The organism is Achromobacter sp. SX5, from assembly GCF_056711425.1.
The window spans coordinates 4,143,958-4,157,851 of record NZ_CM160041.1; the positions used below are offsets into that span (position 1 = coordinate 4,143,958).

The following is a 13,894-nucleotide window of genomic DNA, read 5'->3' on the forward strand; positions in this document are numbered from 1 at the left end:
CCAGTCTCAGGCGGCGGCCGGCTGGATGGGGGCCGTCTGGCCGGGATGCTCGGCCGGCTGGTCGGCGGGCTGCAGCAGGCGCGCATTGCGCCACTCGACCAGGTTCTTGGCCACCAGCGTCACCAGCGCTAGCAAGGCCAGCAGCGAGGCCACCGCGAACGCCGCCGCGTACTGGTATTCGTTGTACAGAATCTCGACGTGCAGGGTCATGGTGTTGGTCAGCCCCCGGATCTGCCCGGACACCACCGACACCGCGCCGAACTCGCCCATGGCGCGCGCGTTGCACAGGATGGCGCCATACAGCAGGCCCCATTTGATGTTCGGCAGCGTCACGCGCCAGAAGATCTGCCAGCCGCTGGCGCCCAGCGTCAGCGCGGCCTGTTCTTCCTCGCTGCCCTGCGCCTGCATCAGCGGTATCAGCTCGCGCGCGACGAACGGAAAGGTCACGAACAGCGAGGCCAGGACGATGCCGGGCACGGCGTAGACGATCTTGATGTCATGCGCCTGCAGCCAGCCGCCGAACCAGCCCTGCGAGCCGAACAGGAGCACGAACACCAGGCCGGCCACCACCGGCGACACCGAAAACGGCAGATCGATCAAGGTGATCAGGAACTGCTTGCCCCGGAACTGGAACTTGGTGACCGCCCACGCCGCCGCGACCCCGAACACCAGGTTCAGCGGCAGCGCGATCGCCGCCACCAGCAGCGTCAGGCGGATCGCGGCCAGCGCGTCCGGCTCGACGATGGCGGCCAGGTACAGCTCCCAGCCCTTCTTGAAGGCCTCGGCGAACACCGCCGCCAAGGGCACGATCAGGAACAGCGCCAGGAACGCCAGCGCGACGGTCAGCAGCAGGCCGCGCGCCCAGCGCGGCTCGGTCAGGTGGGCGGGACGGTCCGATGCGCTCATGCCAGCCTCCCCAGATTGCGGCGCGACTGCCAGCCTTGCAGCAGGTTGATCACCAGCAGCAGCGCGAACGACAGCAGCAGCATCACGGTCGCGATGGCGGCCGCCCCTGCGTAGTCGAACTCCTCCAGCTTGGCGATGATGAGCAGCGGCGTGATCTCCGACACCATGGGCATGTTGCCGGCGATGAACACCACCGATCCGTACTCCCCGATGGCGCGCGCGAAGGCCAGCGCGAAACCCGTCATCAGGGCGGGCAGCAGGATCGGAAACAACACCCGGCGAATGGTCTGCCAGCGGCTCGCGCCCAGGCTGGCGGCGGCTTCCTCGATCTCGCGCTCCACGTCCTCCAGCACCGGCTGCACCGTGCGCACCACGAACGGCACGCCGATGAAAATCAGCGCCACCACGATGCCCAGCGGCGTGAACGCCACCTTCCAGCCGAACCATTCGGCCAGCGGCGCGCCCAGCCAGCCCTTCTCGGAATACAGCGCGGTCAGCGCGATGCCGGCCACCGCCGTGGGCAGCGCGAACGGCAGGTCCACCAGCGCGTCCAGGATCTTCTTGCCCGGAAAACGGTAGCGCACCAGCACCCAGGCCACGATGGTGCCGAACACCAGGTTCACCAGCGCCGCGACCAGCGAAGCCCCGAACGTCAGCTGGTACGAGGCCACCACCCGCGGCGCGGCCACCGTGTCCCAAAACCCCTGCCAGCCCAGCGCCGCGCTGCGGATGGGCAGCGCCGCCAGCGGGATGAGCACCAGCACGCTGAGGTACAGCACGGCATAGCCCATCGAGATGCCGAAGCCGGGCAGCACGCCCGGGCTGCGCCGGCGCGCGGCGAACAAGGCCGGCGCAGCGCTGGCCGTATGAGTGGCGGCAGAAGTCATGGCCATGGTCCGGTCGATGCGCCTATTTCTTCTGCGGCAGGTAAATCTGGTCGAACGTGCCGCCGTCGCTGAAGTGGTCCCTCTGCGCCTTGCGCCAGCCGCCGAAGATCTTGTCGTCGATGTTCACGAGCTTGACCTTGGGAAACTTGTCCGCGTATTTCGCCGCCACGGCCGGATCGATGGGCCGGTAGTAATTCTTCGCGATGATTTCCTGGGCCGCCGGCGTATAGAGGAACTCCAGATAGGCCTGGGCCGCCTTGCGCGTGCCCTTCCTGTCCACCACCTTGTCGACCACGGCGACCGGCGGCTCGGCCAGGATCGACAGGGACGGCACCACGATGTCGAACTTGTCCGGCCCCAGCTCCTCGAGCGCCAGAAAAGCCTCGTTCTCCCACGCCAGCAGCACGTCGCCCACGCCGCGCTCCACAAAGGTGGTGGTGGCGCCGCGCGCGCCGGTATCGAGCACCGGCACGTGCCGCAGCAGATCGCCGACGAAAGCCCGGGCGCGCTCCTCGCTGCCGCCGTTCTTATCCAGCGCATAGGCCCAGGCCGCCAGATAATTCCAGCGCGCCCCGCCCGAGGTCTTGGGATTGGGCGTAATCACCTGCACCCCGTCCTTGACCAGGTCGTCCCAGTCCTTGATCTGCTTGGGATTGCCCTTGCGCACCAGGAACACGATGGTCGAGGTATAGGGAGAACTATTCTGCGGCAGGCGCGCCTGCCAGTCGGCGGGCAGCAGCCCGCGGTCCGCGATGGCGTCGATGTCATAGGCCAGGGCCAGCGTCACCACGTCGGCCTCCAGCCCGTCGATGACCGAGCGCGCCTGACGGCCCGAGCCGCCGTGCGACTGGCGTATGGTCAGCTCGACGCCGGCCTGTTCCTTGTACTGATCGGCGAACGCGGTATCGATGGCGCGATACAGCTCGCGGGTCGGGTCATACGAGACATTGAGCAGCGTCTGCTTCTGCTGCGCCTGGACGGGCGCGATGGAGGCGAACGACAACGTAACGGCGGCCACGGCGGCCAGCCAACCGGCTTTCCTGAAAGACATCCCTGCTCCCTGTGTCTAGCAACGTGGAAGCAAGTTTGCGGGCTAGCCGATCTGAACGGAACGAATCATTATTTGGTTGCTCATCGCTTTGAGGCATATAGGATGGGCCGGCGAGACGGACTGGCCGGCGACGCACCCGCCACGCCGGCTACACCTTTCCCTTGCAACGTTCCAGGGCCAGACGAAGCGCTGCGCCGACCGCATCGGGATAACTGTTATAGGCAAGCGTGACGTGGTGTTCCTTCGTTATCCCCTTGCTGGTCCACGCTCCCCTTCTGTCGCGGTGGCTGGGATATATGATCAGGACGCCCTCCACGACGTCCACGAAGCAGAATTTCATTCGATCAAAGAGATCCGACTTTCTTTTATAGGAAAACCTTGCCATCGTCGCGGCCACCCACTCGTTGTATTTTTCCGTGGCACGGCCTTTGACATCGAAAAACCCTGGCTCGTCCTCCGGGTCGATCATTCGGCTTGCAGCCAGGGCCTGCAGCAGGCTCGCTCCCAATTCATTATCGGGGGATACGCGCGACAGAAAGAAACTGCTTCCCTTGGGATCGGGAAGCGCAATGACATTTCCCGATAGGGTCTGCACGAAAATGAAATCCCTATTCGCCTTGACCTCCGCCCACAGCTTTTGAATGGTCCCGTTCATTTCAAGAATTGATTCAAGAAGGGTTAGGCATCGATATGAATGCCTTCAGAATAGCCCTACCCTCTTGGCGAATCGTCGGGAATAAGACCGAATTTCTGAACGAGCTTTCTGCTTGGGATCGAATTACCGTCGTTTGCTTGCGGGAATTTCTGAGTGGCCTGCGGACCGATCATGAGCGTTGGCAACTACCTTTGCATCCGCTAAGCCATCCGTCTCGTCACTGCCTTTTTGGCTTATTCGCTTGACTGCCACAGCCTCACGCAGGAATCAGATTGAATCCTGGCTATTCTTCGATGATTTCACGTTTTTTTTGAGCGATCAGGATCGCTCGATCGATCATGTCTACAGTGATGTAGGGCACGAATCCGAGTCTCATATCCTTTTCAAAACTATTCTTGTAGCTATTCCAGCGTTCGATATCACCACCGATCGAACGCAACCGCGGCGAGCGAACGCAACCGGATGGCGAAGAGGGATTTCACCTTTTTACATCGATTGACAAATTTCTATTTTCCTACCCGTAATTATTTCGCCTCTTACCGGAAGGCCACTACGGCATTCACTATTCTGGCTAACGCATTCTTTCTGGGATGCCGTTTCCAGTCGTTTATGCGCTTGATCTATTTCTATCGTGAGGCGGCTCATCCTCGGTCAGGAAAAATCCGTCTCGGAACAACTTCTTAAGTTCGGCACGTTGCCTTGAAAATTGCCAAAAATCGTCTACCACGTCATTAATACTATCCGTAACTCTTACCAAGTAGCCATTGCCGATATTTTCAATAACAAATCCCGCCTCGACAATGCGTCGAACATCCACCTCCTGAGCGAATTCATCACCATAAAACATTGCCCAACCTACATTCGGCACATCAGGCTTCAACGCTGCGTTAAACGAGCCAATCTGGAAACTATTGCGGCGCGCTGACGGAACCAGTTCGGGTCCAGAAAAAACGTGAAGCATTCCCAGTTGTGGCGGAAAAATTTCGCACCAGGTCCTGAAAAGGCGATTCCAATCCACATCCCTACTAAAAACAGCAGTCAAGCAAATTGACCCTGGCACCACCTCCCCTCGGACGTTTTCGAGCGTATGCATCACATATCCTGTTGATGCAATCGACCTCTTTCGTTTCCATGCAAAATCCTGAAAAAAATCTGACGGCAATCCATCACCAGTGTGAAGCACAGCTTTCGACGCCCAAGCCTCCTTGCAAAACGCTTTTCCCACGAACGAATTCCTGAATCTATCCGCGTTATGCGAAATTGATTCCGGAATCAACAGACCGTCTTCCATACTCAATGAATCAATGAATTTTTCACCGACTGCCCAGTCAATTGTTTCTTTTCTTGTTGTAATAGATATCTCTATATAGCGCTTCATAAGCCACAACGCCACAATCATTTGCTAGTTCGAGGGCTTGCTCCGAATCGCTCATGCATCAGAAACATTCTTATCTCGGAGCGGCTCATCTTCGGTCAGGAAAAATCCGTCTCGGAACAACTTCTTAAGTTCGGCACGTCGCCTTGAAAACTGCCAAAAATTGTCAACTACGTCATTAATACTATCCGTAACCCTGACCAGATAACCATTGCCGATATTTTCAATAGCAAATCCCGCCTCGACAATGCGTCGGACATTCACCTCCTGAGCGAATTCATCACCATAAACCATTGCCCAGCCGATATTCGGCACCTCAGGTTTCAAGAGCGCGTTAAACGAGCCAATCTGGAAACTATCGTATTTTGCCGACGGAGCCAGCTCGGGTCCTGCGAAAACATGAAGCATTCCTAGCTGAGGCGGAAAAATTTCGCACCAGGTTTTGAAAACGCTATGCCAATCCACTTTGTCTGTAAAAGCAGCGTAGAAGGAAATCGACCCAGGCACCAGCTGATCTTTTATATCTTTTTTTGTATGCGCCACCCGGCCCTTTGATGTAATGAACCTCCTTCTCTTCCATGCAAAATCCTGAAAATAGTCTAGCAAAAATCCTCCACCACGCATTAAAACCTTAGAAGCCCAAACGTCCCTGCAAAGCGCTTTTCCCACGAACGGATCTCTAAACCTGTCTGCGTTATGCGAAATCAATTCCGGAATCAGCAGACCGCCTTCCAAACCCAATGAATCAATGAATTTTTCTCCGACAGCCCAGTCGGTTGTTTCGATTTTCGTTCTAATAGAAATTTTTATGTAGGGCTTCATAGTCTCTCAAATTTCGTTAATTCCCCTGAAGCAGGGTCATACCTGAAAATACCACCACCCGTCTCTTGCACTCTTTCAATCACTTCCCTCGACACATTGGTCGTCCTGGGGCTCACAACAAGATTTAAAGGTTGACGGACACTGGAGGCAAACTCAATCTGTGCTCGCAGCTGGTTCGACATTGAAAGATCTATAACGTTCTTAACCTCCAATACCCCTCCAACCGTTTTCCCCCACAAATCGGGAATGGTTGTCACGATTGCACCATTCGCAAGCGGAACCGTTATCGCCTGGGTGTTCTTCGTCGCACCGACATGAGCCAACGCCTCGACAACTTGACGCTCAAAAGCAAGACCATTCAGACGATTGAGAGTGACTTGCGGTAAATCACGCGCTGCCTTTGCGCTGGAACTGCCCGCTTTGCCAACCTTACCAACATCGATTGCCTGATCCGCCGCAGCGAAGAGCTGCGGCGCTTTCGCGCCCTTTTTCAGCACCCCGCCGACGACCGGCACGATTCCCATTGCCGCGAAGTACCGATTGGCTTCGTCACCCGTGGCGGTCTCGCCCGTCACCAGTTCATACAGCGCACTGATGTTGGAAACCCCTGGAGCAAGGTCCAACACGCCTTGCGCCAGCATGTCGGCCATCTCTCGGGTCATCGGCGGGTAATGGCGCAACGTCAGCGTGACGTCATATGCCGCCGCCATTCGGTCGGCTCGCTGAAAGCCTGACTCGTAGCAAGCGTTGTCGCTGCCGCAGCGCTGCTCCAACTGCTGATACAACTGCGCCTTCATGCGCGCGACCTTGTCGCGATTTTGGTAAAGCGCGTTGTTTTCGCTTTCTATGCGCGAAGCCACGGAAGCCGAGCTTGCCGCCCGAGGATCGATCTGTGCGGCGATGCCGGCAATGATGCTGTTCGCCAGATTGAGGCGCGCATCCTTTTCCCCCGCGCTCAGCTTCTTGGTTTCGGCGTCTGTGGTGCCTTCGAGCAGCTGGTTCAGCACCACACCGGAGAGCGCGCCCGCACCGCCTCCCGCGCATGAGCCCTGTTGCGCGGCCGCACCCGCGCAGCCCAGCACGGCATGCAAGGCGGCATGCCCGGCCGATCCCTCGCCGCCAAGGTGGCGACTGAGTTCCTTGATCTTGGCCGCGCTCAGGCTTTGCAGGTAATTGACGGCCGCGGCCCGAACGAACTCGCTTGCGCCGCCTGTTACGTTGCCGCTGGCGGCGCCCAGAATCGCGGTGCTCAGCTGACGATACGTACCGTTGAGGCCCCACTGCGTCTCCAAGTCGGCATAGGCTTTGGCCGCCTGGATGCGTTCGGCCGGTGATAGCGACGTATCTTTCGAACGCCGCTCCAGCGCGTCTATCTCGGCCGCCCGATTCGCCAGCAACTGCCCCACCTGCCGGCTGGCTTCCGAGGCGATCTCGAAACCCGCCTCGATCTTTTCCTTGTCGAAGATTGGCTGCAGCGCGTTGTGCGCGCCGGCCGTGTCGCGGTTCAGCGACGCGATCGTCTGCGACGGCGTCATGCCGGTCAGGTCCTGCTGCGCGGCCGCGTCGCGGATGACGATGCGGCCGGCGCCGATCGCGCTTTGCGTGGCCGAGCTGGCGCTGCCTTGGGCGCCCAGCGCCACCGGCGCATTGATGCCGGCCTTGCCGTCGCCCAGGGCGACGCCTCCTCCTAGCGCGACCTGGCTGGCGTTGTAGTCGGCGCGGTTCTCCAGGTCCTGCGCGACCAGCGTGCCGGTGTTCAGTTGGTTCAGCGCGTCGGCCACGGCCTGGTCGCCGCTGGCGATGACGCTGCCGATCAGCGTGGCGCCGCGCTTGACCACGATCTGGAAGCCGCCGTCGCCGGCCCGCAGCCCCGTCTGCTCGGCGACGGCCTGGAAGTCGCTTTGCATCCGGCCCGCGCCGGCGTTGGCGCTGATGCTGCTGACGCAGGTTCCGGTCAGGCAGATCGAGGCGCCGATGCCCGTGCTCCGGTTCTGCGCCTGGTACTGGCTGCTGTCCTGCGGGCTTTGCAGCAGCAGCTCGTCGCCGGCCGAGACGACGATGCGCTCCGCGGCGCCGGATGCGCCGTGCAGCGTGGTGTCGCCGCCGGATTGCAGCGCCAGCGTGTCGCCGGCGGTGACGCGGCTGGGGGTGGCGCGCTGGTCGCGTCCATCGGCGCGGCCCCGGCCCGCGGAAGCGCCCAGCTCCAGCGTGACGCCGCTGTTGACGGCGCCCAGGCCCAGGCCGATGCTGGCGCTGCTGCTGCGGCTGTCGGTCTTCTGTTCGACGGTGTTGCTCGCGGCCTGCAGCAGGACGTCGCCTTCGGCCTGGAGCATGGCGTTGCCGCCGGCCGACAGGGTCGAGCCGGTGACCGTGATGTCGGCGTCACGGCCCGCGCCTTGCGCGATGACGCGCACGTCCCGGTCGGCCTCGATGCGCGAGCCGGCCGCGCGGGTCGTGGTGCGGTCGGTGGTGCTGCGGCTTTGGCTCGTGCCCAGGCTCAGCTGGATGCTCACGCCGCCGGCCTGCTGCAGCGCGCTGGCGTCGGGCGCGCCGCGCGCCTGTTGCAGGGCGTCGTAGGCATTGACCGCGGCCAGGCCCGTGGTGGCGCCGGCCAGGCCCTGCATCACCGGGTTGTCGACCTTGCCGGCGGCCTCCGTCATGCGCCGGCCGGTCTGCACCGCGCCGATCACGGGGTTGCTGGCCGTGATGGACAGGCCCGACTGCTTGATCTCATGGACCTCGCGTTCGCGGGACGTGTCCAGCGCGGCGCCGATATTTACCTGTTTGCCGCTCAGGCTGACGCTGCCCTGGGGCGCCAGCACCTTGCCGGCGACGATGTCGAGCCGGTCGCCGGCGGCGATCCGGGCGTCGCCTTCGACGCTGCCCACGGTGCTGGCGGCCGACAAGGCCGTCTTGCTGTCGATGGCGTCGGTCTGCCTGCGCGTGCCGATGCTCAGGCCGCCCAGCGCGCCGAAGCCGGACTTCTTGACCATCCTGTAGTCGTAGTCGTCCTGGGTGTTGCGGGCCGCGGCGATGTCGACGTCGCGCCCGCCGAACAGGAGCAGGTCCTGCTGCGCGCCGGCGTTGGCGCCGGCGAGCTTCAGGTCGCGGCCGGCCAGCAGCGAGGCGGTCTCGCCCGTGAAGGTCGTGCCCTGGGCGCGGGTCCAGTCGGTCGACTGGATGGTGTGCGTGGTCTTGGACGAGAAGAAGCCGCTGGTCTTGTAGTAGCTTTCGTCGCGCGCGGAGCCCGCCTGTTCGCCCGCGCGCAGGTTGATGTCGCGCTGCGCGCCCACGCCCAGATGCTTGCCGGCGGTGACGTCGGCGGCGCGGGCGTCGATGTCGCGACCGGCGACCGCCGTCAGGTTGCCGCCGGCGGCCAGTGTCGTGCCGACCTCCTTGCGGGTGTCGAGGTCGTGGCGGTTGCGCCTGTCGGCGACGATGCGTTCGCCGTGACGCTCGGTGAGCGTGTCGAGCCGGATGTCGCGCCCGGCCTCCAGGCGCGCGTCGTCCTGCACGCGCACCTGCGCGGCGGTCAGGCTCAGGTCGCGCCCGGCCTGCATGGCCAGGCGGTCGGCGTCCACCCGCGCCACGCCGCTGACATGCGTGCCCCAGGTGTTGCCGTTCTGCTCGGATTCCGCCGTCGAAGTCAGGGCGAGGTCGCGCCCGGCGCGCAGCGTCGCCGTGCCGGCCTGGATGCGCGCGGCCACGTTGCTCAGGTCCGTGCGCGCGTCGAGATCGACGCGGCGGCCCTGTATCGTGCCGCCGGCCTGGTTGACGATGCGGCCGGCGCCGACGACGGTGGCCTCGCGCGCGGCGAGCGTGCCGCTGTTGGCGACCTCGCCGTCCGCGGCGATACGGACCGTACGGCCCGCCATGAGCGTGCCGTCGCCCTTGAGGTCGCCCTCGCGCACCAGCAGGTAGACCTTCGGCGCCAGCACCGTGCGGGTGGTGCCGTCGGGCAGTGTCACGGTCTGTTCGACCAGCCAGACCAGATCGGTCGTCAACTGGCGCTGCTGCGCCTCGGTCAGCGCGACGCCGAGCTTGAGTCCGTGTTCGCGCCCGAACCGGGCGCCGGCGGCAAGCAGGGCCTTGTACTGCGCGTCCTGGCTGCCGTAGTTCTCCAGGAAGCGCTGGCCGGTGGTGGCCAGGATCTGGTCGGACACGGCCTGCTGTTCATGCAGGCCGTCGCCCAGGCGCCGCGGCTGGCCCGAGGGCGTGAGGAAGCGCGCGTCCGGCCCCGCTGCGCCGGCCCCGCGCAGCAGCTCCAGCAGATAGTCGCTGGACACGGCCGGGTCCCGGCCCGCGAATCGCTTGTCGGTAGCCACGAGGTAAGGCGCGTCGGGGCGGCCGTCCACGGTGAACAGCTGGCTGTCGGGGATGCCGGCCGAGCCCGAGACGCTACGCACCTCGACCGGCGCGGGCGCGCGGCCGCGCAGATCGACCTGGGCGTGGCCGCCGACCGTGCCCACCGGCACCTCCACGGACTCGCTGGACAGCGTGGCGACGTAGGGGACCGTGGTTTCCCGGCGGTGGCGCCGGCGCGGCTGGGTGTAGGTGGCTGTGCCCTCGCGGGTGACGACCCGCTGGCCGCTGGCGCCGATGTTGCGGACCGCCGGTCCTTCCACCGCCAGATCGCCGCCGGCGGCGATCCGGCTTTTATCGTTGATGACCTCGCCGTTCAGCCGCATCGCGCCGCCGGCCAGGATCCGGGCCGGATCGGACGAAGTGGTGCGCGTTTCGGTGACGGTCTCGGTGACCCGGTAGTAGGTGAAGCTGCCGACCAGGCGTCGGGCGAAGTCGCGGTTGAAGGCCCGGATGTGCCTGTCCAGCTCCAGGTGCCGGGCCTTGTATTCTGCGTAGGCGGCTTCGTACTCCTCGCGGCGTTCGGCCTGCTCGCGGCACGCTTTGCTGGGCCATTCGCATGAGTACTCTGGTTCGTACCATCTGGGCATCGGGCCGGACGGCGGCGTCACCCCGAATATGCCCCAGACGCGGTCGTCCCTGGCATAGCGAAACTCTTCCGGGTACGACCAGCATGTCTCTGTTTCCGTGCCCTCGCAGCCTTTGTTAGGGGGGGTATAGGACAGCCAGATCGGCACGTTCTCGCGGGACGTGTCCTTCATGCCCGCCTTGTAGAAAAAGGGCGGGCCGTAGCGCTCGGCCGGATACTGCTCGGACGGCAGCAGGAACCGGCGCTCGGGATCGTCGCTCAGCCACGCCGGGTCCTTGCCGCACATGGGTGTGACCTCATCGCACAGCCAGTGGTCCTGCGCGTCGTACATGTCGGTCGTGCCGGCCGGCGAGTAATACACCTTGGGCGTGGACGACACGGTCACCGTCTCGCTGGCGTAGCGGTCGTTGCGGTTGCGCAGCTGCACGGCCGAGATATCGGCGTCGCGCGCCGCCTCGATGGTGGCCGAGGCGTTCAGCAGCGATTGCGCCTGGCCCGTGGCGCGGCCCTTGGCGTCGCGCGCGCCGCCGATGCGCAGGTCCCTGGCCGCGTAGATCAGCGCGTGCTCGCGATTGGTCAGCTCGGTGACGCCCAGGTCCAGGTCGGTGCGCGAGGCGATGACGGCCGTGGCGTCGTTGAGCAGGCTCTTCGCGCCGATCGACACGGCGTCGCCGTAGATGCGGCCGCGGTTGATGAGCTCTGGCGCCGTGATGTCCGTTGCGGCGCCGTCGATCAGGCCGTCGTTGGTCAGCGCGCCGGAAACGTCAAGGTTGTTGTTGCGCCCGGCCAGCAGTTCGCCGTCGGCCCGGTTGTCGAGCTTGCGGACCCGCAGCTTCAGGTCCTGGGCGGCGTGGATGAGGCCGCCCCGGTTGTCGACCTCGTCGGCCTGTATCTCGACCGCCTTGCCTTGCAGGCCGCGCGCCGGCGCGTCGGTGGCAGGCGGTGCGGCGCGATTGATCAGCTTGGCCGCCGACACGGCCAGCATGCCGCCGGCCTCGATCAGGCCGCCGGCGTTGTCCAGTTCGTCGTCCACTTCAACGCTGGCGTCGCCGGTGGCGCTGAGTTCGCCCGCCAGCTTCAGCGCCTTGGCAGCCACCTTCACGTCCTTGCCGGCCAGCGTGACGCCGGCATGCGCGATGGTCTGCGCCGATAGCGTCACGCTGCCCGGCCGGCTCAGCTTGCCCTTGGCGTCCACGCCGGCGACCAGGCGGCCGGCGTTGTCCAGTGCCTGCCCTGCACGGGCGTCGAGATCGCCGCCGGCCATCGCCGTGCCGGTATTGGTCAGCGTGGCGCCGGCGTTCAGGACCGCGCGGCCGTTGGAGGCGATCAGGCCGTTGTTGACGAGCGCCTTGCCCGCATCCAGCCCTAGCGATTCGCCCGCCAGCATGCGCCCTTGGCCGCCGACCGTGATGCCGCGGGCCGTCAGCATCAAGGCCGCATCGCTGGCCGCCGTACCGTCCACGCGCGCATTGCGCGCCGCGGCCAGCATCAGCGCCTTGATCGAGGTCACCGTGCCGGCAACGGCCAGGTCGCGGCCGGCGACTAGATCCATCGTGTCCGCGGCCTGCACCTGCGCGTCCTGCCTGACGCGCAGATCCCGCCCGCTGGAGGCGGCCAGCTTGCCGGGGCCGCGCTTGCCGAGCGCGGCGACGGTGCCGCCCAGCCGCAGGTCGCGGCCGGCCGCCAGCGTCATCGCGGCGCCCGCGGCCAGCGTGCCGCCGGTTTCGATGTCATTGCCGGCGCGCGCGTCGAGCGCGCCATCGGCCCAGACGTGGCTGCGTTCGCCCAGCTTCAGGTCCTGGCCGGCCGCGAGGTTCAGCGTTCCCTGCGCCGAGCCGATCAGGCCCTGCACGCGCAGCGCGCCGCCCGCCTTGACCTCGGCGCCGCCATTGGCGCGCAGCTGACCGGCGACGGTCACGTCGCCATCGGCGCGCAGGCGGGCCGTGTCCATCGCGTCGAGCGCGCCCGCCGCGCCGATGCGCGCGTCGCCTCCCGCGGACAGGTCGAGCCTGCCGGCCGCGCCGATCCTGCCGTCGGCGCTCAGGCCGCGGCCGGCGGTGGCCTGGACGCCGCGCCCCCAGACCCGGCTGCCTTCGGCCAGCCACAGGTCGCCGCCGCTGGCCAGGCGCAAGGCGCCGCCGTCGGCCAGCGCGCTGCCGTCCAGACGGAGGTCGCCCGCGGCCTGGATGTCCAGGTCCGCATCGCTCCAGGCCTCGCCCGATACCGAGGCCTTGCCGCCCGCACGCAGCGTCGCCGACGCCTTGGCCTGCGCGCGGCCTTCGACCGACAGGTCGCCCGCGGCCGTCACACGCAGCTCGCGCGCGGACTGCAGCGTGCCGCCGGATGCGATCGTTACGTCGCCGGCCGCGTTCAGTTCCAGCGGGCCCGTGAGCGCCACCAGATTGCCGCCCACGTTCACGCCCACGCCGGCCTCGGTGCCGATCAGCCGGATGCTGTTGGCGTACATGCCGCCCAGCGCCGCCGTGTCCACCGCCAGGGCCGGCGCGGGGCCCTCGCCCGGACGCGCCGTGACCGCGCCCGTGCCGTAGTCCACGCGCGCCGCGCCCGCCGTGACGTTCAGCTGCCCGGCCCAGATGCCGGCGCGGACCTCCAGCGACCGCGCCATCAGGTCGAGCTGTTTCAGGTTGGACCCGAGCAGGCCCTCGCCTTCGACGCGCAGCGTGCCGGACGCCACGTCCAGGCCGATGCCGCCGTCCGGGCCGACCGTCGGCCTGCCGGTGGCCAGCGTGGCGCGCCCGGCGTTCAGAAAGCCGCAGCCCTTGCAGGTGATGCCGGCCGGGTTGGCGACAATGACATTGGCGCGCCGGCCGGCGACTTCCAGCGTGCCCAGCAGTTGCGAGGGATTGGGCGCGGTGACCTGGTTCAGGATGGTGGCCGCGTGGCGGTTGCCCAGCATGGGGTTGCCGCCGATCTGCCCGGCCAATTGCGTGCTGCTGGCGCCGCCGCTGTTGTTCAGCACGACGCCGGAGGCGCCGACGTTGAACTGCGTGTAGCGGTTGTCCGATACGCCGCCTGCGGACGGCGGCGCGATCTGCACCACCGGTACGCCCCGGCTGACGCCGATCACGGGGCGCGGACCCGGCGCGCCGCGGTCCACGGCGATGGGCAGGGCCTGCGCCAGCACGGGCGTCCAGACCTGCGTGTAGAGGATCAGCCAGACGATGGCGCGACGGAGCTTGGACATGTTGCGGCGACTCCCGATGATCGATGCAACCCCACGGCCGGC

Annotated in this window: 8 protein-coding genes; all 8 read right to left on the reverse strand. The window is 65.4% G+C overall.

Going from position 1 to position 13,894, the window contains the following annotated elements:
* Positions 1–6 precede the first annotated feature (6 nt).
* The 8 genes from cysW to AC1M14_RS19515 all read right to left on the reverse strand — a co-directional run bounded on the left by cysW (position 7) and on the right by AC1M14_RS19515 (position 13,852).
* Entirely contained in the window at positions 7–906 is a 900-nt protein-coding gene (cysW, locus tag AC1M14_RS19480) for a sulfate ABC transporter permease subunit CysW (RefSeq protein ID WP_209166666.1), read from the reverse strand.
* Entirely contained in the window at positions 903–1,793 is an 891-nt protein-coding gene (gene cysT / locus AC1M14_RS19485) for a sulfate ABC transporter permease subunit CysT (protein ID WP_102774956.1), read from the reverse strand. Before cysT ends, cysW begins: the two co-directional genes overlap by 4 nt.
* A gap of 22 nt (positions 1,794–1,815) precedes the next feature.
* Positions 1,816–2,844, reverse strand: coding sequence for a sulfate ABC transporter substrate-binding protein (locus AC1M14_RS19490; RefSeq protein ID WP_479730284.1), 1,029 nt, complete (start codon positions 2,842–2,844; stop codon positions 1,816–1,818).
* 148 nt (positions 2,845–2,992) lie between these two features.
* The gene (locus AC1M14_RS19495; protein WP_479730285.1) at positions 2,993–3,499 is read right to left on the reverse strand and encodes a contact-dependent growth inhibition system immunity protein; all 507 of its coding nucleotides are present in this window, start codon (positions 3,497–3,499) and stop codon (positions 2,993–2,995) included.
* Between the two features lie 283 nt (positions 3,500–3,782).
* Positions 3,783–3,875 (reverse strand): DUF6990 domain-containing protein, encoded by a 93-nt coding sequence (locus AC1M14_RS19500; RefSeq protein WP_479730286.1) that lies wholly within the window; start codon positions 3,873–3,875, stop codon positions 3,783–3,785.
* Positions 3,876–4,106: 231 nt separating this feature from the next.
* Complete coding sequence (locus AC1M14_RS19505) at positions 4,107–4,877, reverse strand: hypothetical protein (protein WP_479730287.1); 771 nt, start codon at positions 4,875–4,877, stop codon at positions 4,107–4,109.
* A gap of 51 nt (positions 4,878–4,928) precedes the next feature.
* Positions 4,929–5,696 carry a hypothetical protein gene (locus AC1M14_RS19510; protein WP_479730288.1) on the reverse strand — a complete coding sequence of 256 codons (768 nt, stop codon included), beginning with the start codon at positions 5,694–5,696 and terminating at the stop codon, positions 4,929–4,931.
* Positions 5,693–13,852, reverse strand: a complete 8,160-nt coding sequence (locus AC1M14_RS19515; RefSeq protein WP_479730289.1) for a two-partner secretion domain-containing protein — start codon at positions 13,850–13,852, stop codon at positions 5,693–5,695. The genes AC1M14_RS19510 and AC1M14_RS19515 overlap by 4 nt, the downstream gene beginning before the upstream one ends.
* Positions 13,853–13,894 lie beyond the last annotated feature (42 nt).